The 24,419-nt window shown below is 73.0% G+C and carries 20 protein-coding genes; 11 read left to right on the forward strand and 9 right to left on the reverse strand.

Annotated features, from left to right (window positions below):
* The first annotated feature begins 71 nt into the window (after nucleotides 1–71).
* The 5 genes from ABEA26_RS06730 to proP all read left to right on the forward strand — a co-directional run bounded on the left by ABEA26_RS06730 (nucleotide 72) and on the right by proP (nucleotide 6,415).
* Entirely contained in the window at nucleotides 72–635 is a 564-nt protein-coding gene (locus tag ABEA26_RS06730) for an MSMEG_1061 family FMN-dependent PPOX-type flavoprotein (protein ID WP_345590127.1), read from the forward strand.
* 103 nt (nucleotides 636–738) lie between these two features.
* Nucleotides 739–1,599 (forward strand): ABC transporter ATP-binding protein, encoded by an 861-nt coding sequence (locus ABEA26_RS06735; RefSeq protein ID WP_345590128.1) that lies wholly within the window; start codon nucleotides 739–741, stop codon nucleotides 1,597–1,599.
* Entirely contained in the window at nucleotides 1,596–2,582 is a 987-nt protein-coding gene (locus ABEA26_RS06740; protein WP_345590129.1) for an ABC transporter substrate-binding protein, read from the forward strand. Before ABEA26_RS06735 ends, ABEA26_RS06740 begins: the two co-directional genes overlap by 4 nt.
* 7 nt (nucleotides 2,583–2,589) lie before the next feature.
* Nucleotides 2,590–4,659, forward strand: a complete 2,070-nt coding sequence (locus tag ABEA26_RS06745) for an iron ABC transporter permease (RefSeq protein WP_345590131.1) — start codon at nucleotides 2,590–2,592, stop codon at nucleotides 4,657–4,659.
* A gap of 268 nt (nucleotides 4,660–4,927) precedes the next feature.
* Nucleotides 4,928–6,415 carry a glycine betaine/L-proline transporter ProP gene (gene proP, locus ABEA26_RS06750; RefSeq protein ID WP_345590222.1) on the forward strand — a complete coding sequence of 496 codons (1,488 nt, stop codon included), beginning with the start codon at nucleotides 4,928–4,930 and terminating at the stop codon, nucleotides 6,413–6,415.
* Here the strand turns inward: proP and ABEA26_RS06755 are convergent.
* Nucleotides 6,379–7,323, reverse strand: coding sequence for a DMT family transporter (locus tag ABEA26_RS06755; protein WP_345590133.1), 945 nt, complete (start codon nucleotides 7,321–7,323; stop codon nucleotides 6,379–6,381). The two genes, proP and ABEA26_RS06755, sit on opposite strands and share 37 nt — an antisense overlap.
* 223 nt (nucleotides 7,324–7,546) lie before the next feature.
* Between ABEA26_RS06755 and ABEA26_RS06760 the strand changes: the two genes are divergently transcribed.
* Entirely contained in the window at nucleotides 7,547–8,308 is a 762-nt protein-coding gene (locus ABEA26_RS06760; RefSeq protein ID WP_345590135.1) for a hypothetical protein, read from the forward strand.
* A 10-nt stretch (nucleotides 8,309–8,318) separates the two neighbouring features.
* Here the strand turns inward: ABEA26_RS06760 and ABEA26_RS06765 are convergent, their stop codons facing one another.
* From ABEA26_RS06765 to crtI, 4 genes are read right to left on the reverse strand one after another with little or no spacing between them, the layout of a single operon-like run.
* The gene (locus ABEA26_RS06765; RefSeq protein WP_345590136.1) at nucleotides 8,319–8,813 is read right to left on the reverse strand and encodes an MSMEG_6728 family protein; all 495 of its coding nucleotides are present in this window, start codon (nucleotides 8,811–8,813) and stop codon (nucleotides 8,319–8,321) included.
* A gap of 14 nt (nucleotides 8,814–8,827) precedes the next feature.
* Complete coding sequence (locus ABEA26_RS06770; RefSeq protein ID WP_345590137.1) at nucleotides 8,828–9,886, reverse strand: Rieske (2Fe-2S) protein; 1,059 nt, start codon at nucleotides 9,884–9,886, stop codon at nucleotides 8,828–8,830.
* Complete coding sequence (locus ABEA26_RS06775; protein WP_345590139.1) at nucleotides 9,883–10,896, reverse strand: phytoene/squalene synthase family protein; 1,014 nt, start codon at nucleotides 10,894–10,896, stop codon at nucleotides 9,883–9,885. The genes ABEA26_RS06770 and ABEA26_RS06775 overlap by 4 nt, the downstream gene beginning before the upstream one ends.
* Nucleotides 10,893–12,410 carry a phytoene desaturase family protein gene (crtI, locus tag ABEA26_RS06780; protein WP_345590140.1) on the reverse strand — a complete coding sequence of 506 codons (1,518 nt, stop codon included), beginning with the start codon at nucleotides 12,408–12,410 and terminating at the stop codon, nucleotides 10,893–10,895. The genes ABEA26_RS06775 and crtI overlap by 4 nt, the downstream gene beginning before the upstream one ends.
* 503 nt (nucleotides 12,411–12,913) lie before the next feature.
* Between crtI and ABEA26_RS06785 the strand changes: the two genes are divergently transcribed.
* The 3 genes from ABEA26_RS06785 to ABEA26_RS06795 all read left to right on the forward strand — a co-directional run bounded on the left by ABEA26_RS06785 (nucleotide 12,914) and on the right by ABEA26_RS06795 (nucleotide 16,559).
* Nucleotides 12,914–14,116, forward strand: a complete 1,203-nt coding sequence (locus ABEA26_RS06785) for a lycopene cyclase family protein (protein WP_345590142.1) — start codon at nucleotides 12,914–12,916, stop codon at nucleotides 14,114–14,116.
* A gap of 83 nt (nucleotides 14,117–14,199) precedes the next feature.
* Nucleotides 14,200–15,009, forward strand: coding sequence for a class I SAM-dependent methyltransferase (locus ABEA26_RS06790; RefSeq protein ID WP_345590143.1), 810 nt, complete (start codon nucleotides 14,200–14,202; stop codon nucleotides 15,007–15,009).
* A gap of 2 nt (nucleotides 15,010–15,011) precedes the next feature.
* The gene (locus ABEA26_RS06795; RefSeq protein ID WP_425587793.1) at nucleotides 15,012–16,559 is read left to right on the forward strand and encodes an FAD-dependent oxidoreductase; all 1,548 of its coding nucleotides are present in this window, start codon (nucleotides 15,012–15,014) and stop codon (nucleotides 16,557–16,559) included.
* Nucleotides 16,560–16,579: 20 nt separating this feature from the next.
* Here ABEA26_RS06795 and ABEA26_RS06800 read toward each other — a convergent pair whose 3' ends face one another.
* The 3 genes from ABEA26_RS06800 to ABEA26_RS06810 form a co-directional block, all read right to left on the reverse strand.
* Nucleotides 16,580–17,458, reverse strand: coding sequence for an SDR family oxidoreductase (locus ABEA26_RS06800; RefSeq protein ID WP_345590146.1), 879 nt, complete (start codon nucleotides 17,456–17,458; stop codon nucleotides 16,580–16,582).
* A gap of 134 nt (nucleotides 17,459–17,592) precedes the next feature.
* Complete coding sequence (locus tag ABEA26_RS06805) at nucleotides 17,593–19,212, reverse strand: phytoene desaturase family protein (protein ID WP_345590147.1); 1,620 nt, start codon at nucleotides 19,210–19,212, stop codon at nucleotides 17,593–17,595.
* Nucleotides 19,205–19,711, reverse strand: a complete 507-nt coding sequence (locus ABEA26_RS06810; protein ID WP_345590149.1) for an SRPBCC family protein — start codon at nucleotides 19,709–19,711, stop codon at nucleotides 19,205–19,207. Before ABEA26_RS06810 ends, ABEA26_RS06805 begins: the two co-directional genes overlap by 8 nt.
* Before the next feature lie 283 nt (nucleotides 19,712–19,994).
* Here ABEA26_RS06810 and ABEA26_RS06815 point away from each other — a divergent pair, with 283 nt between their 5' ends.
* Nucleotides 19,995–21,176 (forward strand): S1 family peptidase, encoded by a 1,182-nt coding sequence (locus ABEA26_RS06815; RefSeq protein WP_345590151.1) that lies wholly within the window; start codon nucleotides 19,995–19,997, stop codon nucleotides 21,174–21,176.
* Between the two features lie 130 nt (nucleotides 21,177–21,306).
* On the opposite strand, the gene ABEA26_RS06820 is transcribed toward ABEA26_RS06815, so the two are convergent.
* Entirely contained in the window at nucleotides 21,307–21,750 is a 444-nt protein-coding gene (locus ABEA26_RS06820; RefSeq protein ID WP_345590153.1) for a hypothetical protein, read from the reverse strand.
* Nucleotides 21,751–22,684: 934 nt separating this feature from the next.
* On the opposite strand from ABEA26_RS06820, the gene ctaD reads away from it, so the two are divergent.
* Entirely contained in the window at nucleotides 22,685–24,406 is a 1,722-nt protein-coding gene (gene ctaD / locus ABEA26_RS06825) for an aa3-type cytochrome oxidase subunit I (protein WP_345590154.1), read from the forward strand.
* Nucleotides 24,407–24,419: the final 13 nt, after the last annotated feature.

Raw genomic sequence — 24,419 nt, forward strand, 5'->3', positions numbered from 1 at the left:
GATAATGTGCCAGGTACAACCATCTGCCGGAAGCCCACGCTTCCGACAAACACTTACCTGGGGAGCCGGCCTTGCCGCACACGATCGACGCGACCGGAGACCGGCCGGACGCCGTCACCGACGAGGGCTGGGTCGAGCTCGGCTCGCGCGCGCAACTGCGCGAACTGCTGGGCGAGCCCTGGCCCATCGTCATAGACAAGGTTCACGGGCGGCTCACGGACGAGGACCGGGACATACTGGCCCGCTCCTCCTTCTGCCTGCTGGCCACCTCCGACGCGCGGGGCAACTGCGACGTCTCGCCACGTGGTGACACCCCGGGCTTCACCCACGTCCTCGACTCCGGCACCCTCGCCCTGCCGGACCGGCCGGGAAACCGGCGGGGGGACAGCTTCCACAACATCCTGGACAATCCTCACGCCGGACTGCTCCACCTGATTCCCGGGGGCAAGGAGGTACTGCGGATCAACGGCCGGGCCCGCCTCCTCACCGACGCGCCCTTCTTCGACGCGATGGCCCGGGACGGCCGCCGTCCGGACCTGGCGCTGCTGCTGGAGGTCGACGAGATCTATCTTCACTGCCCGCAGTCGCTGAACCGGGCGGGTTTGTGGAAATCCCAGTCGCAGCAGGTGGGTTGAGAGCATCTGCCACTCCGGGCCGGCGGAGTCGGGGCGGTGGCCGCCGGTCTCGTGTGAGCCCCGCCTCTACCAGCACTTTTTAGGTTAGGCTAACCTTCCCCACGTGAGATGCGGTGAAGACGCAGCCGGTACGCCGCGCCTGCGCGGTCATGAGCTGTCGGCGACGGGTGTGACCGTGTCGTACGACGGTGTCGATGTCGTGCACGGCGCCGCGGTCAGGCTCAGGCCCGGTGAAGTGACCGTCCTGGTGGGTCCGAACGGCAGCGGGAAGTCGACGCTGCTGCGGACCGTCGCCAGGCTGCAGCGTGCCCGTAGTGCCACGCTCACGATCGACGGCGGCACCGACGGTCTGGCACTGACGTCCCGTGAGTTCTCGCGGTACGTCGCCCTGCTGACGCAGGGGCGCCCGACGCCCGGCGGGCTGACCGTGCGGGACGTCGTCGAGTTCGGCCGCTATCCGTACCGGGGCCGCTGGGGGCGGCCGGATCCGGACGGCCCGGCCGCCGTCGACCGGGCGCTCGCGCTCACCGGCGTCGACGGCCTCGCCGACCGCGGCGCCGACCACCTGTCCGGCGGGCAGTTGCAGCGGGTGTGGCTCGCGAGCTGCCTCGCCCAGGAGACCGGCGTACTGCTGCTGGACGAACCGACCACCTACCTCGACCTGCGCTACCAGGTCGAACTCCTCGACCTCATCCGCGACCTGGCGGACGACCACGGGATCGCCGTCGGTGTCGTCCTGCACGACCTCGACCAGGCGGCGGCCGTCGCCGACCGGATCACGCTGCTCGAAGCGGGCCGGATCGCCGCCGACGGCCTGCCCGAGGACGTACTGACACCACAACGCCTGAGTGCCGTCTACGGCATCCGGATCGACGTCGACACCGACCCCCTGACCGGCCGGCTGCGCACCCGCCCGATCGGCCGCCACCACATACGGACCGAAAGGCTCGGCACCACCTCATGAGACGCCTCCTGCTCACCGCGGCCACCACCACCGCCGCGGCGCTCACCCTTGCCGCCTGCGGCACCACCGAGCCCGCCGCCGACAAGTCCGAGAAGAAGGCGGCCTCACAAGCCATCACCCTCAAGGACGGCAAGGGCACCGAGGTGAAGCTCGACGGCCCGGCCACCAAGGTCGTCGCCACCGAGTGGAACGCCGTCGAGAGCCTCGTCTCGCTGGGTGTCGACCCGGTCGGCGTCGCGGAGGTCAAGGGCTACAAGACGTGGGACACCTCGGTCCCGCTGAAGAACGACCCCAAGGACATCGGCACGCGCGGCGAGCCGAGCATGGACACCGTCGCCTCCCTCGCGCCCGACCTCGTCGTCGCCACCACGGACCTGCCGCCCGCCGCGGTGAAGCAGCTGCGCGAGGTCGCCCCGGTGCTGGAGCTGAAGTCCGCCGACGGCACCGACCAGATCGGGCAGATGCTCGACAACGTCGACCTCATCGCCAAGGCCACCGGCACCACGGACCGGGCGAAGACGATCCGCACGGACTTCGAGGCGAAGGTCGCCGAGGGCAAGAAGGCCCTGACCGACGCCGGGATGGCCGGCAAGGGGATCGCCTTCGCCGACGGCTACGTGACCTCCAACCAGGTCTCCGTCCGCCCCTACACCGCGACCTCGCTGATCGGTGAGGTCAACGAGGCGATCGGTCTGAAGAACGTCTGGAAGGTGAAGGGCGACGAGGCCTACGGTCTGGGCTCCACCGACGTCGAGGGGCTGACCGCGCTGCCGAAGGACACCCACTTCGCCTACATCGGCAACGACGAGGACCCGGCCGCCACCCCCTTCACCGGCGCGCTGGCGAAGAACTCGGTGTGGAAGTCCCTACCGTTCGTGAAGGCCGGCGACGTGCACCGGCTGGACGACGGCATCTGGATGTTCGGTGGTCCCGGGTCGATGGAGGCGTACATCGACGCCGTCGTCGGCGCGCTGACGAAGTAGCGGGGCCATGGCCGTCACCGCAACCGAACCCGCCGCCCGTCCGTCGACGGCACCCACGTCCCGGTCGGGCGCGGCCGCGGTGACGGCCGGGCTCGTCCTGCTCGTCGCCGTCCTGGCCGTGGTGGACATCGCCCAGGGCACCGCCGCCGTCGGTCCGTCCGAGGTGTTCAAGGCCCTGACCGGGCAGGCCGACGCCGACGACGCGTCCGTCGTGATCGCGTCCCGGCTGCCCCGGATGACCGCCGGCCTCCTGGTCGGCGCCGCGCTGGGCATGGCCGGTGCCGCTCTCCAGGCGGTCAGCCGCAACGTGCTCGCCTCCCCCGACACCCTGGCGGTGAACGCGGGTTCCTACCTGGCGCTCGGACTGACCGTGGTCACCGGCGTGTCGCTGCCGATGATCGCCTCCTCCGGTGTCGCCTTCGCCGGCGGCCTGGCGGCGGCGGCCGTCGTGCTCGGCCTGTCCGGCCTGGGCACGGGCACCGTACGACTGGTGCTCGCCGGCACCGCGCTGATGCTGGGGCTGAGCTCCATGACGGAGGGGCTGCTCCTGCTCTTCCCCGAGCAGACGGGCGGCCTCTACCAGTGGAACCAGGGCAGCATCGCCCAGAACGGCTTCGACGGCGTCCTGCAGATGCTGCCCGTCGCCGTCGTCGGGCTGGCCGGGCTGCTGCTGACGGCCCACCGAGTGGACGCCCTCGCGCTCGGCGACGACGCCGCACGCGGGCTGGGCGTCCCGGTCCGGGCCACCCGGGTCACGGTCGTCGTCCTGGCCGCGCTGCTGTCCGCCGCCGCGGTCACACTCGCCGGGCCGATCGGCTTCGTCGGCCTGTGCGCGCCCGCCCTCGTCCGCCCGCTGGCCCGCCGCTTCCGCGGCTTCGCCCGCTCCCGTGCCTCCATGCCGGCGGCCGCGCTCATCGGCGCTGCCCTCGTCCTGGCTTCGGACGTGCTGCTGCGGACGTTCGTCGCCGACGACCTGTCGGTGGCCGTGCCCACGGGTGTCGTCACCAGCCTGGTCGGCGCCGTGTTCCTGGTCGTGATGGCGCTGCGGCTGAAGGACACGGCCGGAGCCGGCGCGCCGGACCGGCTGCGCATCCCGAGCCGGACGGTGTTCCTGGCCACCGTGACCGTCCTGGTCGCCGTCCTGGTCGGCCTGGTGATCGCCGCCGTGCTGGTGGGCGACAGCAAGCTGCTGCTCGGCGACGTCGTCAACTGGGCGCAGGGGCGGGCCGGACGGACCGTCTCCTTCGTCCTGGACGCACGGGTGCCCCGGGTGCTGGCCGCGCTCTGCGCGGGCGCGGCGCTCGCCCTGTCCGGCACCCTGGTGCAGGCCGTGACCCGCAACCCGCTCGCGGAGCCCGCCGTCCTGGGCGTCTCGGGCGGTGGCGCACTGGGCGCCGTACTGCTGGTGACCACCGTGCCGGCCGCCGGAACCTGGGGGATCGCCACAGCGGCGTTCGCCGGCTCCGCGGTCACCGCGGTGCTCGTCTTCGGGCTGGCCGCCCGGGGCGGCTTCCAGCAGAACCGGCTGGTCCTGGTCGGCATCGGCGTCGCCTCCGCGGCGACGGCGCTGATCAGCCTGCTGATCGTGCTCACCGACCCGTTCAACGCGACGAAGGCGCTGACCTGGCTGTCGGGTTCCACCTACGGGCGGACCATGCCGGACGTGGTGCCGGTCGCGCTGGCGCTGGTCGTCGGTGTCGGTGTATCCGTCGCCCGGCGCACCGAGCTGGACCTGGTCTCGCTGGACGAGGACACGCCGCGGCTGCTCGGCCTGCGGGTGGCTCGGGGACGCCTCGGGTTCCTGGTGCTGAGCGTCGTGCTCAGCGCGGCGGCCGTGGCCTGTGCGGGCACCATCGCCTTCGTGGGGCTCGTCGCCCCGCACGCGGCCCGCGCTCTCGTGGGCCGGCGGCACGTACGGGTCGTGCCGGTCGCGATCCTCCTCGGTGCCACGCTCGTGTGCACGGCCGACCTGATCGGCCGCACGGTGATCGCTCCGGCCCAGCTCGGCGCGGGGCTGATGACGGCGGTCATCGGTACGCCATACTTCCTGTACCTGCTGGTACGGAGCCGCCGATAGGCGCACCGGGCCGGAACTGCACCCAACTGCCGCACCATGCCCGTACAGCCCTGAGCCGTACACGGGCGCGGGCGCGAGGCCCTCGGCGGACGTCCGCCGAGGGCCCCTGTGTGTCACCCGCGTGGCCCCGGGCAGCGGCTCCGGCATGCGCCGGACGATCATTGCGGCACAGAATTCGCTCAGGGGAATCGTGGTGCGGCAACAGAAAGGCGGCGGCGCGGTGAACGCGAAACCTGACGGCGGATCCGGCCCCCTGGGCCGGGTGAAGATGCCGAGTACGGTCGCGCGCCTGCCGCAGCAGGTGCGCGAGGAACTGACCCGCCGGCTCCGCCGCAACAAGCGCGCCTTCGGCGAGGACGATGTCCAGATCGTCGAGGGACCGCTCCTCAAGCGCGCGGTCGGGGCCTCGGCGCTCGGCAACTGCATGGAGTGGTTCGACTTCGGCGTCTACAGCTACCTGGCCGCCACCCTCGGCAAGGTGTTCTTCCCCGGTGCCTCCCCGACCGCCCAGGTCATCTCCTCCTTCGCCACCTTCGCCGCGGCCTTCGTCGTACGCCCGCTCGGCGGCCTCGTCTTCGGCCCGCTCGGGGACCGCGTCGGCCGGCAGAAGGTGCTCGCCACCACCATGATCCTGATGGCGATCGGCACCTTCTCCATCGGCCTCATCCCGAGCTACGCCAGCATCGGCATCGCCGCCCCGATCCTGCTGCTGCTCGCCCGCATGCTCCAGGGCTTCTCCACCGGCGGCGAGTACGGCGGCGCCACCACCTTCGTCGCCGAGTACTCACCCGACCGGCGGCGCGGGTTCCTCTCCAGTTGGCTCGACTTCGGCACCTTCGTCGGCTACGCGCTCGGCTCGGCGCTGGTCACCGTGCTGAACCTGGCGCTGACCGACGGCCAGATGCTCGACTGGGGCTGGCGCGTCCCGTTCCTGATCGCCGGCCCGCTGGGCCTCATCGGCCTGTACATGCGACTCAAGCTGGAGGAGTCCCCCGCCTTCCAGCAGCAGCTCGACGAGCACGAGAAGAGCCTCGCCCAGGAGTCGGCGGGCAGTGAGTTCAAGACCATCATCCGAAAGCACTGGCGTCCGCTGCTGATCTGCATGGGCCTGGTGCTGCTCTACAACGTCACCAACTACATGGTCACCGGCTATCTGCCCACCTACCAGACGGAGACCCTCGGCCGCTCCAGCGGCTTCGCCGACGTGCTGGTGCTGATCGGCATGGTGTGGATCGTGCTGCTGATCACCTTCCTCGGACGGCTCAGCGACCACGTCGGCCGCCGCCCGCTGTACGCCGTCGGCGCCATCGCGATGATCGTCCTCGCCGTGCCTGCCTTCCTGCTGCTGAAGGCGGACGGCACCTGGGCGCCGGTCGCCGGGATCCTGCTCCTCGCCACCCTGCTGGCCTGCTTCGCCGCGCCGAGTGCCGCCACCCTGCCCGCGCTGTTCCCGACCGCGGTGCGCTACGCGGCCATGGGCATCGGCTTCAACTTCGCCGTCGCGGCCTTCGGCGGCACCACGCCGCTGCTCACCGAGGCGCTGGTGAGCGTCACCGGCGACGCCATGATGCCCGCCTACTACCTGATGGTGGCCGGGGTCATCGGCCTGGTGACCGTGCGGTTCCTGCCGGAGAGCTCCCAGGTGCCGCTGCACGGTTCACAGCCCATGGTCGGCTCCCGGCAGGAGCAGGCGGAGCTCATCACCACATCGAAGGACCTCTACAGCTTCTCCAAGGATCGCTCCGGGACCCGCTGACGCGTCCCCCCGGGCGCGCGGCCCCGGCGCGCGAACCACACCGACACGGCTCCCGACCCCACGGCGACCCCGGCGCAGACCAGGGCGCTGCCCACGGCCTGCGCGGCGCCGTAGGAGCCGGCGCCGACGAGCGGGGCCGTACAGGCGGCGGCGACCGGGATCAGACCGGAGAACAGGGTGGCGCGCTCGGCCCCGATCCGCTGCATGCCCATGTACCAGCAGACGAACCCGACGACGGTGACCACCACCGCCTGCCACAGCAGCGCGCCGATCTCGACCGCGTCCGGCCTCGGCAACCACCCGTCGCCGTCGGCCAGTACGCCGATCAACGCGGACTCGGCCGCCGCGATCCCGCAGACCACCGTGGACAGCAGCCAGGGCCCCAGGGGGCGCAGTACGGGCACGGCGAGAACGGCGAAACCGACCTCGCCGATCAGGGCGCACACGGAGAAGGCGATACCCGCGCCGTCGGTGCGTCCCCAGCCCTGGACCGTGAAGGCGCCCACGGCCACGAACAACGACCCGTACAGCACGACGCGTTGCGGCCGGCGTCCCTCCAGGAGGGGGACGAGGACCGCGACCACCACGGGAGCACAGCCCACGAAGACGCCGGGGACCGCCGGTTCGGCCGTGCGTTCCGCGGCGAGGACGGCCAGGTTGAAGCCGACCATACCGACAGCCGCGAGGACCGCGAGGCGCAACCACCGGGCGGCACCGAGCGCGCGCAGCCGGGTCGTCGCGCCGGGGCCGGCGAGTGGGACGAGCAGCAGGAAGGCCAGCCCGTAGCGCAGGAACTGGCCACCCGCGTACGGGTAGTCGCCCAGCAGGCTGTTGGCGGTGAAGGAGCCTCCGACAAGGACACAGGCGAGCGCGGCGAACAAGGCTCCGCGCGTGGTGGTGGCGTTCATGCCCACGACAGTAGAAAGCACGACGGCCCGTCACGGGGTCCACTTCGCGGGCGCCGTCGGGGACCAATCGGCGGTGACGGCCTTCACACGGGCGTCACGGCTTCTCCCTCACGTGCATGTCGGGGGAATCGGGGTAGTCGGAACCTCCCGGTGCCAACACATCGGGAAACCAACGGATTTGACGGATCCGACGGCCATGGAACGACATGGGAAAGGACTTCCAGTGCGCATCAGCAAAGTGGCAACCGCTGTGGCGACCGCGAGCGTGTCGGTCGCCCTGCTGGCCGGCTGCGGCGGCGATTCCGGTGCCGGCACCGGCGACGACGGCAAGCCGTTCGAGGGGCAGAGCGCCGACGACATCGCCGCGAAGGCCGTCGAGGCCACCCGACAGGCGGAGTCCATGCACGTGAAGGGTGACACCCGTCTGGAGGACGGCGGCACCGTCACCATCGACGTCTCGGTCGACCAGGAGAAGAACTGCCAGGGCACCATCGGTACCGGCGAGGCCGAGGCGGACGTGCGGCACACCGACGCGACCCTCTACCTGCGCGGCGACGAGCAGTACTGGCGCAGCGCCCTGAAGCAGCAGCCCGACGCGGCGCAGAAAATGGTGCCGAAGCTGCGGGACAAGTGGGTGAGGATGCCGGCGAACGACGCCACGACCGCCGGTGTCTGCGACAAGCAGGGCTTCATCGCCGCCATGGACGAGGACAAGTCCGAGCGCCAGGGCATGAAGCGCGGCTCCACGACGGAGGTGAACGGCGAGGCTGCCGTGAAGCTGACCAAGGAGGCCACGGGCGGCGAGACGCTCACCTTGTACGTCGCCACGGAGGGCGAGCCGTACATCCTGAAGTCCACGTCCAAGGGCGGCAAGAACCCCGGCAGCGTCACGTTCAGCGAGTACGGCGAGCCGGTGAGGGCCGAGCAGCCACCGTCCGACCAGACGGTCGACCTGAAGGAACTCGCGGGCGCGCAGCAGGCCTGACCGTCCCGGACTAGGAAGTGCTGCCGCTTCCCCCCTCTCCGTTCTCCCGGTCCGAGGCCGGCCACACGTAGGGCAGGTCGTCCGGGACTCCGGGGAACAGTTCGGCGTACACCTCCCGCTCCTTGCGCACCAGCGCCGACCGGTGGCTGCGGTGGAAGGCGTCGTTCCCGAGCCAGGGCGGCAGTTCCCCGGCGTGCGCCAGCTCCGGCTGGTCCCGCACCGGCTCACCCGGACGGCACACGGCGAGTCCGGAGACGAGTGACGCGGCACAGCTGTCCTGGTGACCCTGCTCGCGCCAGACCCGGCAGACCTCCAGGCCGTACCGGACGAGTGCCTCCTCGTAGCCCGTCCACATCCGCACCGCCGGATGCCGGCGCCAGCCGTAGCCGGGCACGGTCAGGCCGCGCAGCACCTGGAGCGCCTCGACCCGCTGTTTGCCCAGCCGACGGCGGTCCAGGGTCAGCGCCGACTCGCGGAAGCCGGGGTGGGGCAGGAAGGTCTGCATGCTGTCCTCTCCGGTCAGCCGGGGAACCGGCCGCGGTCGCGCAGGTGCCTGCGGCGTTCGGCGTAGGCGAGGTCGTCGCGCCACAGACGGCCGGCGGCGGCGCGCATCAGCGGGCGCAGGGCCGGTGCCAGGCGGCGGGCCACGGGGAAGCCCGGCCGGTCCGAGGTGGCCAGCACCGCCTCGACGACGGCGGTGCGCGGTCGGCCGCTCCCGTCCGGGCCGAGCGGCGTCGCGTGGCTCTCCACGACGGATCCGGCGCCCTCACCGTCGGTGATGCGCATGACGACGGTGCGGGGTTCCGGCGCGGTGAACTCGGCCCGTACGGGTACGACGAGCCGGCCGGTGAGCCTGAAGGACACGTCCACGACGAAGCGGTCGTCGTCCTCTCCCATGTCGGGGGTCCCGGCGTACGCCTCGCCGGGCGTTTCAGCGCGCGTCTCGACGGGCGTCTCGACGACGGTGAGGTCCACGAAGGAGTACGGGTGGAACCAGGAGCCGTGCCACGGGTCGAGCCGGTTGGCGACGACGTCCTCGGGTTCGCAGACCCCGACCCCCCGCCAGACGGACGTGAGGGACGCCGCCCGCGGTGGCCTGGCGGGGACGACGGGCGCCGGGGTCGGTGGATCCTCCCCCGCCGCGTCCAGCCGCACCCACACCAGTACGCCGTCGTCGTGGACCGGCCAGGGCTCCCAGCCGGCGAACGGAGTGCCGCTGAGGGCGAGTCCGTGCCAGTGGCACACGAGCGTCCCGCACCGTACCGGGCTCTCGGCCAGCGGGGCGCCGAGGTGGGGACACGCGCCGGGGCCGCCCACCAGACTCCCGTGCGCGTCCCGCCACACGACGACCTCGACGCCGGCGACCGTACCGGACAGCGGGCGGGTGGACCGTACGTCGGTGCTCGCGCCGAGGACGTACCAGTTGCCCGAAGGGCGTGCCAGTGCGCGCCCGAGGGCCCCGGCGATGACGGCGGGCCGGGCCTCACGCCAGGTGGGCCGCTGCTGCTGCCAGGGGACGGGGCGGCGGCGCAGCCGCAGGGGGAAGCGGCCCCGGTGGGGGCGGGGGGTCGCACTCATCCGGCCTCCTTCGCGGAGCGGGAGCGGACGTCGTTCGGGCTCGGCACGGGCGGGGCCCGGTGTGCGGCCGCGCCCCGCGCCTTCAGCCGGGCGGCCAGTACCCTTGCCAGTCCGTCGGCCGCGACGACCGCACGCCGGCGGCGGCGCACCACCGCGCGCCGGTGCAGTACCGCGTACCCGTCGGCCGCGATCGCGTCGAGGATGGTCCGGTAGAGGACGTACGCGGTACGGATGCACGGTCGCGAAACCGGGTCCAGCATGGCCAGTCCGGGCGCGGCCTCGCGGTAGACGGCGCGGGTGAGGTCCTCGGCGGCCCGTAGCGCGGCGGTGATGCGGGGGTCGTGGCGGCCGGTGCGCCTGCTCCACAGCAGCAGGTCCCGCTGGACGCCGTGCGCGGCCAGCAGGTCCGCCGGGAGGTAGATCCGGCCCCGGTCCAGGTCCTCCCCCACGTCCCGCAGGAAGTTGGTCAGCTGAAAGGCGACGCCCAGCGCGGCGGCGTGCGGCGCGGCCCGGGCGCGGGCGGTCACGGTGCCGAGCACAGGCAGCATCTGGAGGCCGATGACGGCGGCCGAGCCGTGCATGTAGGCGCGCAGGTCGTCGTAGGTGGCGTAGTCGGTGACCGTGAGGTCGCTGCGCATCGAGGCCATGAAGTCGGTGAAGTGGGCCGGGTCGATGGCGTACCGGGCGGCGGTGTCCGCCAGGGCGAGCACGACGGGTTCCGCGCTGGGCCCGGCACCGGTCAGCGCCTGCCGCAATCGCTCTTCGAGGCGGGCCAGGGCGGCCGCCCGTTCGGCGGCGGTCGCGTCCGTGCCCATGTCGTCGACGATGTCGTCCGCCCACCGTGCGAACCCGTACAGGGCGTGCACGGCCGGCCTGCGGTCGGCGGGCAGGAGGCGGGTCGCCAGGAAGTAGGTGCGTCCGTGGCGGGCGTTGAGCAGCCGGCACCGGGTGTAGGCGGCGCGCAGGGACGGGTCGGTGATGCCCGCGGCGTCCAGTTCTCGCTGGGTCATCGGCGCCCGCCCCTCGCCGCCGTGGCACGTGCCGGTGTTCCGGTGATGCGGGCGGCGGCCAGCTTCCCGGAGATCAGTACGGTCGGCACGCCGACCCCCGGGGTGGTCCCGCAGCCCGCGAGGACCGCGTTGTCGGTGCCGCGCACCAGGTTGCGGGGGCGGAAGGGCCCCGTCTGGGCGAGGGTGTGGGCGACGGAGAAGGGCGTGCCCGCGGCATGCCCCTGGGTGCTCCAGTCGGCGGGCGTCACCAGGCACTCCTCCTCGATGGCGGCGGCGATGCCGGTCAGCCCCCGGCGTTCCAGGGTGGCGAGCAGGCGGTCGCGGTAGCGGGGGGCGAGGTCGGTCCACTCCCGGACGCCCGGACCGATCTCGGTGTTGGGGCAGGGCGCGAGGACGTAGTGGAGATGCCGGCCCTCGGGAGCCAGGGAGGGGTCGCCGGCGGTGGGCCGGGTGATCAGCAGCGACGGGTCGGTCATGAGGGTGCCGGTCCTGGTCAGTTCGTCGAAGGTGCGGCGCCACTCGGCGCCGAAGGAGAGCGTGTGGTGGGCGAGGTGCGGCCAGGTGCGGGTGGTGCCGGCGTGCAGGACGACGGCGGAGGGCGCGTGCCGCAGCCGGACCGGGCGGCGCGGGCGGCGGCCCAGCAGCCGGTGGACGACGGGCAGGTCGGGGGTGAGGACGACGGCGTCGCACGGGATGCGCTCGTGGCCGGTGACGACGGCGGTGACGCGGCTGCCGGACCGTTCCAGACGGGTGACGTCCCGGCCGAGACGCAGGTCGGCTCCGGCGTCGGTGGCGGCATCCGCCATGGCGCGCGGCAGTGCGTGCATGCCGCCGCGCGGGAAGTACACGCCGGCCACCGTGTCCATGTAGGCGATGACGGCATAGGCGGCCAGCGCCCGGGCCGGTGCGACACCGGCGTACAGGGCCTGGAAGGAGAAGACGCGCTTGAGCCGCTCGTCCGTCAGGAACCGTCCGATGCGCGCGTCCAGCCGGCCGAAGCCGCCGAGGGCGGCGAGCCGGGCCAGGTCGGGGGTGAGCAGGCCGAGCGGTGAGTCGAAGTTGGCGTCGATGAACCGGCGCATCTGCACGTCGTGGAGCTGCCGCAGCCAGGTGCGCAGACGCCGGTAGCCGGCCGCCTCCCGGCCTCCGGCGAAACGCTCGACCTCGGCCTCCATGGCGGCGGCATCGGTGTGGACGTCCAGGGTGCCTCCGTCGGCGAAGCACGCCCGGTAGGCGGGGTGCAGGGGAAGAAGTTCGACGCGGTCGGCCAGGCGGTCGCCGACAGCGGCGAACGCCTCGTCGGCCAGATGGGGCATCGTCAGGACGGTCGGGCCCGTGTCGAGGCGGTAACCGCCGAGTTCGCGCCGTCCGGCACGGCCGCCGGGCAGCGGGTCGCGTTCCACGACCGTCACCCGCCGTCCGGAGCCCAGCAGGTGCAGGGCGGCCGACAGTCCCGCGAGCCCGGCGCCGACGACCACCACGTGGTCGGTGCGGCCGGTCACGGTCCGTGTCATCGCGGGCCCTTGGTGACGGGCGGTCGGCGACGCGGCTGATTCCTGCTCTCGCCGGCCCTGCTGGAGCGCATCCCGGGTCCTCTCGTCGTCGGCTGCGGCGGTGAGCCGTGTCGGGTACGTCGGCTGCTGCGGCTACTTCCGCCGGGTGGCACGCTGCGGACGCGCCGTCCGGGGATCGGCCCCGGCCCCATGCGGTGGGGTGACTCGGCGTCATGCCTTCCCCCGTCGCTTCCGGCTCGATGCCGCGCCGGCCCGTTCACGCCCGGTAGTCACCCGCTCGGCCGGTACCCGCCCACAAGGCGTCCAGCGCGCCGCGCATCCGCGGACGGTGGGGGACCGGAATACTCCGCCGAAAGCCGGGGCGGCCGGACAGGCGGGCTTCCAGCAAGCCGGCTTCGGACGGCGGGCTTCGGACCGGCGGGCTTCGGACCGGCAGGCTTCGGACCGGCAGGCTTCGGACCGGCGAGCTTTCGGACTTCGGACAGGTGGAAGGGAGGTGACCCGTGGCCGACGCGGACATCGTCGTCGTGGGTGCCGGGGCGGCAGGTCTCTCCCTGGTGCACAGGCTCCCGGCAGGAGGGCCGCGTGGCGCCGTGCCCTCCGTGGTCCTGGTGGATCCGCCGCCCGGTCCGCTGCGGGCCCCGCGCCGCACCTGGTGCTTCTGGGAGTCGGGTCCCGGCCGCTTCGACGCGGCGACGACGGCGTCGTGGGAGTGGCTGCGGGTGCGCGGCCGGGACGGCGCGGTCGTCCTGCGGCACATCGCGCCCGCGCGCTACAAGATGATCCGCTCGGACGACTTCGAGGCGCTGGTGGACCGTGACCTGAAGGACCGGCCGGGGCTGCGGTGTCTGGAGGCGACCGCCGGCACGGTCACCACCCTGCCGGACGGGTCCGCGTGGGTGCCGGCCACGGATGCGAAGGGGTCCCATGTCGGCCTGCGTGCCCGCTGGGTCTTCGACTCCCGCCCACCGGAACGCCTGCCGCCGGCCCGCACCCGCCTTCTCCAGCACTTCCGCGGCTGGTTCGTCCGCACCGAGCGGCCGGTCTTCGACCCGGGGGTGGTCGACCTGATGGACTTCCGCACCGGGCAGCCGGCGCGTGGCCTGTCCTTCGGCTACGTCCTCCCGACCGGGAGGCACACCGCGCTGGTCGAGTACACCGAGTTCGGACCGGCGCCGCTGACGTCCGACGCGTACGACAGCGCCCTGGAGGACTACACGCGCCGTGTCCTGCGCACCGGCGCGACGGAGGTCCTGTCGACGGAGCAGGGGGTGATCCCGATGACCGACGCCGTGTTCGAGCGACGGGCCGAGAACTCCGGGGCCGTCTTCCGCATCGGGGTCGCGGGCGGGGCGACGCGCGCCTCCACCGGGTACACGTTCGCCGCCGTGCAGCGGCAGTCCGACACCATCGCCCGCGCCCTGCGCGCGGGCCGCCGCCCGGTGCCGCCGCCCGCGCACCCGGCGCGGGCCCGGCTGATGGACGCGGTGCTGCTGCGTGCGCTGGACACCGGCCGGGTCGACGGCCCCGACCTCTTCTTCCGGCTGTTCGAGCAAGTACCCGCCGGGCGGCTGCTGCGCTTCCTCGACGGGCGGTCCCGGCTGTACGAGGACCTCGCGGTCGGAGTACGCACTCCCGTCCTGCCGATGCTGCGTACGGCGGCGGAGCTGCCGTGGCTGCCGCGCCGGGACATCCCCGTCCGTTGAGCAGCATCCGTCCGGGAACCACCACGTCCCACCACGTCCGCGAACCACCACGTCCGCGAATTACCCGTCCCCAGGAGCCCCCGATGCCGCCTTTGCTGCGCGACTCCGCGCTGACCGCCGCCTTCGACCACGGCGCCGGCCGCTACGACCGTCTGGTCGCGCTCAATCCGGGTTACCACGCCCAGTTGCGCCGCTCCGCCCGCCGGCTCGGCCTCACGGACGGCGGCGCCGGACGCCGGGTACTGGACCTGGGATGCGGCACGGGTGCGTCGACGGCGGCGCTGGCCGCGGCCTTCCCCGCCGCGCAGATCGTCGGGGTGGACGCCTCGGCGGGCATGCTGGAGCGGGCCCGGGCCAAGCGGTGGCCGTCGCGGGTGCGCTTCGTGCACGCCCCGGCGGAGGAACTGCGCCGGGCCGAGGTGGGCGGGCCCTTCGACGCGGTCCTCGCCGGCTACCTGTTCCGGAACCTGACCGATCCCGACGCCGTCCTGCGCACGGTGCACGGGCTGCTGACTCCCGGCGGCAGGCTGGCGGTGCACGAGTACGCGCTCGGTGGGCGGCGGGTGGACCGTCTGGTGTGGGACGCGGTGTGCCGGGGCGTCATCCTGCCGCTCGGCACGGCCACGGGCGACCGGGACCTGTACCGGCATCTGTGGCGCAGCGTCGCGGCGTTCGACACGGCGCCGACGTTCGGCGCGAGACTGGGCCGGGCCGGGTTCGAGCGGGTCCGGGTCCTGCCGCTGCCGGGCTGGCAGACGGGCATCACCCACACCTTCGTCGGCCACCGCGCCGACGCGGAGACGGACCGGGCCGAGACGGGCCGGGCCGAGACGGACGGCGCGCGGACGGGACGTGCGCGGTCGGGTGACGTGGAGGAAGGCGGTGCCCGGTGAGGCTGCGGGGCGGGGAGGGGCTGCCGGGGCGGGACCGGCGGGCACAGGCCGTCGTTCCCCGGGCGGGACGGGAGCGGGTGAGCGGAGATACGCCGTCCGTGGCGGTGGTCGGAGGCGGCATCGCGGGGCTGGCCGCGGCGACCGCGCTGGCGGAGCGGGGAGTCCGCGTCGTGCTGCACGAGCGCGACGCCGTGCTCGGAGGCCGGGTGTCGGGCTGGCCGGTCGGCCTGCCCGACGGCACCTCCGCCACGATGAGCCGCGGCTTCCACGCCTTCTTCCGCCAGTACTACAACCTGCGGAGTCTGCTGCGCCGCTCCGATCCCGAACTGGGCATGCTGAGGGGCCTGCCGGACTATCCGCTGCGGCACAGCAGCGGGCTGCGCGACGGTTTCCGCCGGGTGCCGCGCACTCCCCCGTTCAGCGCCCTGGGCTTCGTCGCCCTGAGCCCCAGCTTCGGGCTGCGCGACCTGCCGGCCCTGCGGCCCGCCGCGGCCCTGCCGCTCCTGGACATCCGTACGCGCCGTGTCCACGAACGGCTGGACGACGTCAGCGCCCACGACCTCCTCGACGCCATGGGCTTTCCCGCGGCCGCACGGCATCTGGCCTTCGAGGTGTTCTCGCGCAGCTTCTTCGCGGACCCGCGGGAGCTGTCGGCCGCGGAGATGGCGCTGATGTTCCACATCTACTTCCTCGGCTCCAGCGAGGGGCTGCTGTTCGACGTCCCCCGCGAACCGTTCCCGCAGGCGCTGTGGGACCCGTTCGCGGATCATCTGGGGCGGCACGGCGCCGAGGTGCGGACGAGCACGTCCGTCGAGGCCGTCCGGCCCGGTCCGTCCGGCGGTCACCTGGTGGTCGACGCCGCGGGTGCCCGGCCGTACGACGCGGTCGTGCTCGCCCTCGACACCGACGGCCTGCGGGGGGTGGTGGGCCGTTCACCGCACCTCGGTGACGCCGGGTGGCGCGAGCGGGTGGCGCGGCTGCGGACGGCTCCGCCGTTCCTGGTCACCCGGCTGTGGCTGGACCGTCCGGTCGCGTCCGGCCGGCCCGGCTTCCTCGGCACCAGCGGCTACGGCTCGCTGGACAACGTCAGCGTGCTGTCCAACTGGGAGGGTGAGGCGGCGCGCTGGGCGGCGCGCACCGGTGGGTCCGTCGTCGAACTCCACGCCTACGCCCTGCCGACGACGGCCGTCCGGGAGGTCGAGGAGAAACGCCTCGTCGACCAGTTGCACCAGGTGTATCCGGAGACCCGGGAGGCACGCGTCGTCGGCGCGCGCCACGAGTGGAGGGCGGACTGCCCGCTGTTCACCGTCGGCGGCTACCGAGACCGTCCGACGGTCCGCACGTCCGACCCGACCGTCGTGGTCGCCGGGGACCTGGTTCGTACGGATCTGCCCGTGGCCCTGATGGAACGCGCGGCCACCTCCGGGTTTCTGGCGGCCAACGCGCTGCTCGAGCGGTGGGGCGTACGGGGAGAGAGGCTGTGGACGGTGCCGGATCAGGGACGTTCGGCACTGCTGCGTGCCCTGGCACGACGGTTCGGGACGCGCTGACCGTCGTAGTCCCCGTGGCGCTACGTCCCCGTCCCCTCGGCGCGGTCGGCCCGCCCGCCCGCGCCGAGCGGACCGGTGGGGTCCATCGCGCCCTCGGCCTCCAGCCGGGGCAGTTCGCGGCGGGACAGCCGCAGGACCATCGGCGGCAGGGCACTGCGCCCGACCTGGGCCAGGCGCAGCCAGCCGGGCACGTACACGGCGGTACGGCGGCGCTCCATGGCACGGACCAGCCGGGCGGCGACGTGGTCCGCCGGGTAGGTGCGGCGGGCCGGAGGCGGCATGTGCCCCCGCAGCTCGCGCAGGACCGCGTACCGGTCGGCGTCGCGGATCATGTCGGTGTCGATCCAGTTGAGGTAGGCGATGCCCACGGCGATCCCGTGATGGGCCACCTCGGCGCGCAGCGAGTGGTTGAAGGCCTCCACGCCCGCCTTGGCGGCGCAGTACGCGCTCATCATGGGGGCGGCGCCGAGCGAGGCCAGCGAAGCGATCTGGAGGTGGTATCCCCCGGTACGGACCAGGTCCGGGAGGAAGGCCCGGGCCGTGTGGGCGCTGCCGGTCAGGTTCACGTCGACGACGCGCCGCCACTCGGCGGGGTCCGAGGTGGCGAACGGCCCGCCCTCCGCGATGCCTGCGTTCGCCACCACGACCGACGGCGGCCCCAGACGGCCGCGGACCTCGGTGGCCGCGTCGTCCAGCGCGGTGGGGTCGGTGACGTCGGCCTCGACGGCGATCGCCGGGGCCGGGAGGTCCGCCGCCACGGCATCCAGTCGCGACTTCTCGTGGCCGAGCAGCGCCAGCCGGGCGCCCCGGCGGGCGCACGCGAGGGCCAGGGCGGCGCCCAGTCCGCGGGCGGCGCCGGTCACCACGACGGTGCGGTTCTGGAGGGGACTGCCTGTCACCGTGGGGCCCTTTCCTCGGGAGAACGGGGCGGTCGGGGGGGGCTGGGCGGTCGGTCGAGGGCTGGACGGTCGGGGGACTGGACGGTCGGGACTTGCCGGTCGGGCGGTCGGGCGGTCGGGCAGACGCCGATGTCTCACCGTTTGTCGCCCACACGGTCGCGGCGGGTGAGGGTGCGCTGCACCCGGGTGAGGCCGGCGAACCGGTGCTGACGCAGGGCGGCGCGCGCGGCGTTGGAGCCCGGTGCCCCGTGCACTCCGCCTCCCGGGTGGGTGCCCGCGGAGGCGAGGAAGAGGCCTGCCACCGGGGTCTCCGGCCGCCCGGTTCCCGGCACGGGCCTGAAGACGAGCTGCTGGTGCATGGCGGCGGTACCGCCGTTGATGGCGCCGCCCTCCAGGTTGGCGTTCATGGCTTGGAGCGTCGGCGGGGCCAGCACCCGGCGGGCCCGGATCAGCGCGCGGAAGCCGGGTGCGAAGCGTTCCACCTGGCGCTCGACGCGGTCGGCCATGAGTTCCTGCTCCCTGCTGTCCCAGCTGCCGGTGATGCCCTCCTCGCCCGCGTCGGCCCGGACGTCGTGGGGGACGTGGGTGTAGGCCCACGCGGACTCGGTGCCGCCCGGCGAGCGGGTCGGGTCCGTGGTCGTCATCTGGCCGAAGAGCGAGAAGGGACGGTCGGGGATCTGCCGCATGGCGATCTGGGCGGCGAACCGGGTCAGCTCGTCGAGACCGTCGGCCAGGTGCACGGTCCCGGCCCGGGCCGCGTCCTCGCACCGCCAGGGCACGGGGCCGTCCAGCGCCCAGTCCACCTTGAAGGTGGCGAAGTCCCACTGGAAGCGCCGCAGATCGGCGAGGACCTGGTCCGGCAGGTGCTCCGGGGCGACGAGATCTCCGTAGAGCGCGGGCACGGAGACGTCCGCGAGGACGGCCCGCCGTGCGGCGACCGTGTCCCCGCCGGCCGTGCGGACGCCCACCGCGCGCCGGTCGCGCACCAGGACGCGCTCGACGCGCTGTCCGCAGCGCAGGGTGCCGCCGCGCGCCCGCAACCGGTGGACCAGGGCCGCGGTGAGGGCACCGGAGCCACCGACCGGTACGGGAAAGCCGTAGGTCTGTCCGAGCATCGACATCAGCCAGCCGAAGCCGCCGCTGCCGGCCGCCTCGGGCGCGAGGTCGGCGTGCAGGGCGTTGCCGGCCAGGAGCAGTTTGCCGCCCTCGCCCCGGAACTCCTCCTCTCCCAGGCGGCGCACCGGCAGCACCAGCGTGCGGGCCAGCCGGAGTCCGCCCCCGCCGCGCAGCCGCAGCGCCAGCCTGGCGCCGGCGCGGACCGGGGGGAAGGGCGTGAAGAGGGCGTCCAGGATGTCCGCCCGGTAGCGGTCCCACACCTCGTGCAGGCGGTCCCAGGCGGCCCCGTCCCCGGGTGCGAAGGCGTCGAGGGAGGCGGCCGTGGTCCCGACGTCGCGGTCGAGGACCGCGCACGTGCCGTCGGTCAGTGGATGGGCGAGTACGTGTGGGGCGTGGCCCCAGCGCAGCCCGTGGTCCTCCAAGCGCAGTCCGGCCAGGACCGGGGACGCGGCGGCGAGTGGATAGAAGGAACTGAACAGGTCGTTGACGAAACCCGGGGCGACCTCGCTGTCGTGGCGCACCGCTCCGCCCGGTTCGGGCTGCTCCTCCAGTACCTCCACGCTCCAGCCGGCGTCCGCCAGCAGGTTCGCCGCCACCAGCCCGTTGGGGCCGGCCCCGATCACGACGGCGTCAGGCACGGCCGGCCCCCGCACCGAACTCCACGGACCCGGCCTGCTCCTCGGGATCCGGCCGGCACTGGTCCCCGGCCTCGGACTCGCACAGCTCGGCGAGCCGGGCCAGCATCGCGCGGTGCCGCACCTGGATCAGCGCCTCGACGCCCACGTTGTGCAGCAGGCCACCGGGACCGCGCAGCGGGTGTTCGTCCACGAGCACCAGGCACTGCTCGCCCCAGGGGCGCAGCTCGATGGCGATCCGGGCCGTGCCGAGCCTGCCCGCCTTCGCCTCGAGCTCCAGCACGGAGCCCTCCACGCAGTGCCTGACCACCGACTCGTTGTTCAGTCGCACCGGCCCGACCCGCACCTCGTAGGCGATGGTCGCGCCGACCTGCGGCCACTGTCCGGCCTCGGGGGTGACCTCGGACGGGCCCACCACCCACTTCACGTACTGGTCGCCGTCCGCGAGCACGTCCCACACCGCCTGCGGGCTCGCCTGGATCAACCGATGCCGAACCGCCACGCGTGCCTCCCACGTCCAGAAGCCGTCACTACTGCAAGGACGCAGCACTGAGTGCCCCGTCCACGAGCGGCCAACCGGCTCTTCCGTCTCGCCGCGCCCTCCACGCCCACCCCCGACCGGCCCGTCCGGCCCGACCGGCTCGACGAAAGGTCCTGCATTGGCATGGACCTGATGTTGCTCCCTGGCTAAGCTCGGACCAACCCAGATGAGAGCGCTCTCAGAACGCGGCTGTCCCACCCATCTGTTCCACCCCACCTTGTTGGAACGACGAAGGGCAACTCCCGTGAGACGCAGCAGAATCAGGCACCTCGGCCTGGCCGGGCTCCTCGTGCTCGGCAGCCTCGCCGCCGTCGGCACGCTGCCGGCCGCGGCGGCCGACTCCCCCGCCACCTCCGCCACCTCCGCCACCTCCGCCACCAAGGAACCGGCCTCCGCCGGTCTTCTGGACGCCATGCAGCGCGACTTCGACCTCACCCGGGCCGAGGCGGAGGACCGGCTCGCGGCCGAACGCCGTGCCACCGACCTCGCGCCCACGGCCCGCCGGGCCGCCGGAGACGCCTTCGGCGGCTCCTGGTTCGACGCCGGCCTCGGCCGACTCACCGTGGCCGTCACCTCGGACGCCACCCCCGCGACGGTCCGGGCCGTCGGCGCCACCGGCGCGCACGTCCGCACCGTCGAGCACAGCGCGCGTCAGCTCGACGCCGCCAAGGCCCGCATCGACCGCCTGGACGCACCCGCCGGCGTCAGCAGCTGGCACGTCGACCCGGCCGCCAACTCGGTGGTCGTCGACGTGGTCGAGGGCGAGCGTCGCGACAACGATGTCCGGCGTTTCGTGGGCATGGCCCGCGAGGCCGGCCCCGTCACGGTGCGTACGGTGCCGTCGGCCCCGCAGACCCTCGCGGCTGGCACCGTCGGCGGCGACCCCTACTACACCGGCAACGTGCGCTGCTCCATCGGCTTCTCGGTGCACGGCGGGTTCGTCACCGCCGGTCACTGCGGCGGTGCGGGAGGGGCGGTCCGCGGCTGGGACGGCTCGCACATCGGAACGTTCCAGGGTTCGTCGTTCCCGGGCAACGACTACGCCTGGGTCAGCGTGGGCAGCGGCTGGTGGACGGTGCCGGTCGTGCTCGGCTGGGGCGCCATTCCCGACCGGCTGGTGCGCGGCTCGAACGAGGCCCCCGTCGGTGCCTCGATCTGCCGCTCCGGCTCCACCACCCACTGGCACTGCGGCACCGTCCTCGCCAAGAACGAGACGGTCAACTACAGCCAGGGCGCGGTGCACCAGATGACCAAGACCAGCGCCTGCGCCGAGGGCGGCGACTCCGGCGGCTCCTTCATCAGCGGAGACCAGGCCCAGGGCGTCACCTCGGGCGGTTGGGGCAACTGCTCCAGCGGCGGAGAGACCTGGTTCCAGCCCGTCAACGAGATCCTGAACCGCTACGGGCTGACGCTGCACACTGCCTGACCCGGGGGCGGTGGGGAGGGCTTCGCCGGGCGCGGCGCCCGTCGGGGTCCTCCCCCAGCCGCCGGTCGGGAGCCCTTGCGACACCGGTCCGGGCCCCGGCCGCCGGTCGCGTAGGCCGGTCGGACGCCGGTCAGAAATCGTGCTGCCTGGCGCCCGGCTCCGGTCCGTCGGGGCCGGTCGCCGTGGTCAGCCGACGGTAGGCGGCCCGCGCGTGGACCAGGCGGGCCAGTGCCGTGCCGACGAGGGCCGCGCCGAGCAGACAGCCCAGCCAGACCGCGTCCCGCCGGCCGGCCCACGTCAGCGTGCCGGCCGGCGGGATGGCGAAGCCGTTGAGGGACAGCCAGCACAGGACGGCGGTTCCGGGCGCGGCCGTGAAGCGGGCACAGAGCCCGAGCAGGGCCGCCAGCAGGGAGAGCACGGCCAGCGCGACTCCCGGACGGCCCGAACCCACGGTGCCGTTGAGGAGCGCCACCAGGGCGAGGGCGCCGCCGAAGGCTCCCGCCCACACCAGCGGAGCCGAGACCGGCCGGGGGACGGGTCTGGCTCCGCTGCCCAGGGGCACCCACTCGATCATGCTGACGGCTCCTTCCGGTCCCGGACGGTTCCGACCACGGCATCGGACACCGGTCCTGCGGGCAGATTGTCCCACCGGTGCACCGAGTGGCGTACTCGCCGGGGACCTGACCGGGGCTCACCGACGACCTCCCGTACCGGCCGTACCGGCCGCCGTCCGCGACCGTTCCCGAACCACCGGGCCCCTCCTCGGTCCTACCGCTCGGCGTCCACGGGCTCCGAAGCCGAAGCAGAATCCCAACCGAGGTCGAGGCCGAGGTCGAGGCCCGGGGCAATGGATGCGCATTCTCCTTCGTCTGTGACACGTCGTCTGTCGTACGACCGGACGCCGTTGACCGGCCGGTGCGGTGACGCCGCTCCCGGAGTGCGCACGCCGCTGCGCGGCCGGGACGTACCCGCTGTACGGCGAAGCAGGTACCCGCTGTGCGGCGAAGAGGGGCGCGCCGCGGCTCCGGCGGGCCGCCACACGCCGTCCGCCCCGCCGCGGGATGCGACGGGGCGGACGGCTTCGCGGACGGTCCGTCAGCACGGCGTGGCTGCCATCAACTTCTCGAACGAAGCCATGCAGTCCGGGCAGTGTCGTGCCCGTTCGCCGTCGGATGCCTCAATACGTTCGCGGAGTCGCTGTCCGCACAGGGTGGCCGCGGCCTGTTTGGCCATCACGTGCCACACCAACGCTCCGCCCGCCTTCTCCGGGCCCACGCACATTTCGTACATGATCGGCCTCCCAGCCTGGACGCCGCTGACACTCTCCAGGAGACACCGGATCGGCCGTCACCAGTAGCGTGCGGGGGCCATTCGGGTGACGGTCGCTTCGTCCCTCCGAGGAGATGACGCACCCGGACGGATAGAAACGATCAGCCAATCGGCCCTACCTGGGTGGGCGCGTGACGTGGCGTCGGCGCAGGCGGCCGGGGTTCGGATGCTCTGGTCGGATGGCGACACAGACCGAACCGATCACGCCGGCCCCGGCGGCGGAACGCCGCGGCAGGGGGCGGGTGATCGTCTCCTGGCTGACCACGACCGATCACAAGCGGATCGGCCATCTGTACCTCATCACGTCGTTCGGGTTCTTCCTGATCGCCGGGGTGCTGGCGATGCTGATCCGGGCGGAGCTGGCCCGGCCCGGGCTGCAGGTGCTCTCCAACGAGCAGTACAACCAGGCCTTCACGATGCACGGCACGATCATGCTGCTGCTGTTCGCCACCCCGACCTTCGCCGGATTCGCGAACGCCGTCATGCCGTTGCAGATCGGCTCCCCGGACGTGGCCTTCCCGCGGCTGAACATGCTGTCGTACTGGCTGTTCCTCTTCGGCGGGCTGATCGTGCTCGCCGGCTTCCTCACCCCGCAGGGCGCGGCGGACTTCGGCTGGACCGCGTACACACCGCTGAGCGGCCCGCTCCACGCGCCCTACCTCGGTGGTGACCTGTGGATCATGGGGCTGGCGCTGGCCGGGTTCGGCACCATCCTGGGGTCGGTCAACTTCATCACCACGATCATCTGCATGCGCGCACCCGGCCTGACCATCTTCCGTATGCCGATCTTCGTCTGGAACGTGCTGCTGACGTCGGTCCTGGTACTGCTGGCCTTCCCGGTGCTGGCCGCGGCGCTGCTGGTGCTGGAGGCGGACCGGCACTTCGGCTCACTGGTGTTCGCCCCCGAGAACGGCGGGGCGATCCTGTGGCAGCACCTGTTCTGGTTCTTCGGCCACCCCGAGGTGTACATCCTCGCGCTGCCGTTCTTCGGGGTGGTCACCGAAATCATCCCGGTCTTCGCCCGTAAGCCGGTCTTCGGCTACATGGGGCTGGTCGGTGCCACCATCGCCATCGCCGGGCTGTCGGCCACCGTCTGGGCGCACCACATGTTCGCCACCGGCGCGGTGCTGCTGCCGTTCTTCTCGTTCCTGACGTATCTCATCGCCGTCCCCACCGGCGTGAAGTTCTTCAACTGGATCGGCACGATGTGGAAGGGCTCCCTGTCCTTCGAACCGCCGATGCTGTGGGCGGCCGGCTTCCTGGTGACGTTCCTCTTCGGCGGTCTGACCGGGGTGATCCTCGGTTCGCCGCCGCTGGACTGGCACGTCACCGACTCGTACTTCGTCGTGGCCCACTTCCACTACGTCCTGTTCGGCACGATCGTGTTCGCGATGTTCGGTGGTTTCAGCTTCTGGTGGCCGAAGATGACGGGCCGCATGCTCGACCACCGGCTGGAGAAGGTGCACTTCTGGACGCTTTTCGTGGGCTTCCACACCACCTTCCTGGTGCAGCACTGGCTCGGTGTGGAGGGCATGCCGCGCAGGTACGCCGACTACCTGGCCGTTGACGGCTTCACGGCCCTCAACACCCTCTCCTCCATCGGCGCCTTCCTGCTGGGGCTGTCCACACTGCCGTTCCTGTACAACGTGTGGAAGACCGCCAGGTACGGCCGGCCGGTCGGTGTCGACGACCCCTGGGGGTACGGGCGTTCACTGGAGTGGGCGACGTCCTGTCCCCCGCCGCGCCACAACTTCCACGCCCTGCCGCGCGTGCGCTCCGAGTCGCCGGCCTTCGACCTCAACCATCCCGAACTCGTCCGGTTCGACCAGGCGGAGCAGACGGGACGACGGGACGCCGTGGAGCCTGGGCAGGGGCAGGGGCACAAGGGCGACCGCCGTTAGTATCGGCTGGTAC

This window comes from Streptomyces marokkonensis (assembly GCF_039539045.1).
GTDB classification, from domain to species: Bacteria; Actinomycetota; Actinomycetes; order Streptomycetales; family Streptomycetaceae; genus Streptomyces; species Streptomyces marokkonensis.

Coding starts and splice junctions, on each gene's coding strand:
- ABEA26_RS06775 (WP_345590139.1), bottom strand. CDS start 10,896: ATGACCCAGCGAGAACTGGACGCCGCGGGCATCACCGACCCGTCCCTG.
- ctaD (WP_345590154.1), top strand. CDS start 22,685: ATGGCGACACAGACCGAACCGATCACGCCGGCCCCGGCGGCGGAACGC.
- ABEA26_RS06755 (WP_345590133.1), bottom strand. CDS start 7,323: ATGAACGCCACCACCACGCGCGGAGCCTTGTTCGCCGCGCTCGCCTGT.
- ABEA26_RS06765 (WP_345590136.1), bottom strand. CDS start 8,813: ATGCAGACCTTCCTGCCCCACCCCGGCTTCCGCGAGTCGGCGCTGACC.
- ABEA26_RS06740 (WP_345590129.1), top strand. CDS start 1,596: ATGAGACGCCTCCTGCTCACCGCGGCCACCACCACCGCCGCGGCGCTC.
- ABEA26_RS06820 (WP_345590153.1), bottom strand. CDS start 21,750: ATGATCGAGTGGGTGCCCCTGGGCAGCGGAGCCAGACCCGTCCCCCGG.
- proP (WP_345590222.1), top strand. CDS start 4,928: ATGCCGAGTACGGTCGCGCGCCTGCCGCAGCAGGTGCGCGAGGAACTG.
- crtI (WP_345590140.1), bottom strand. CDS start 12,410: ATGACACGGACCGTGACCGGCCGCACCGACCACGTGGTGGTCGTCGGC.
- ABEA26_RS06745 (WP_345590131.1), top strand. CDS start 2,590: ATGGCCGTCACCGCAACCGAACCCGCCGCCCGTCCGTCGACGGCACCC.
- ABEA26_RS06790 (WP_345590143.1), top strand. CDS start 14,200: ATGCCGCCTTTGCTGCGCGACTCCGCGCTGACCGCCGCCTTCGACCAC.
- ABEA26_RS06770 (WP_345590137.1), bottom strand. CDS start 9,886: ATGAGTGCGACCCCCCGCCCCCACCGGGGCCGCTTCCCCCTGCGGCTG.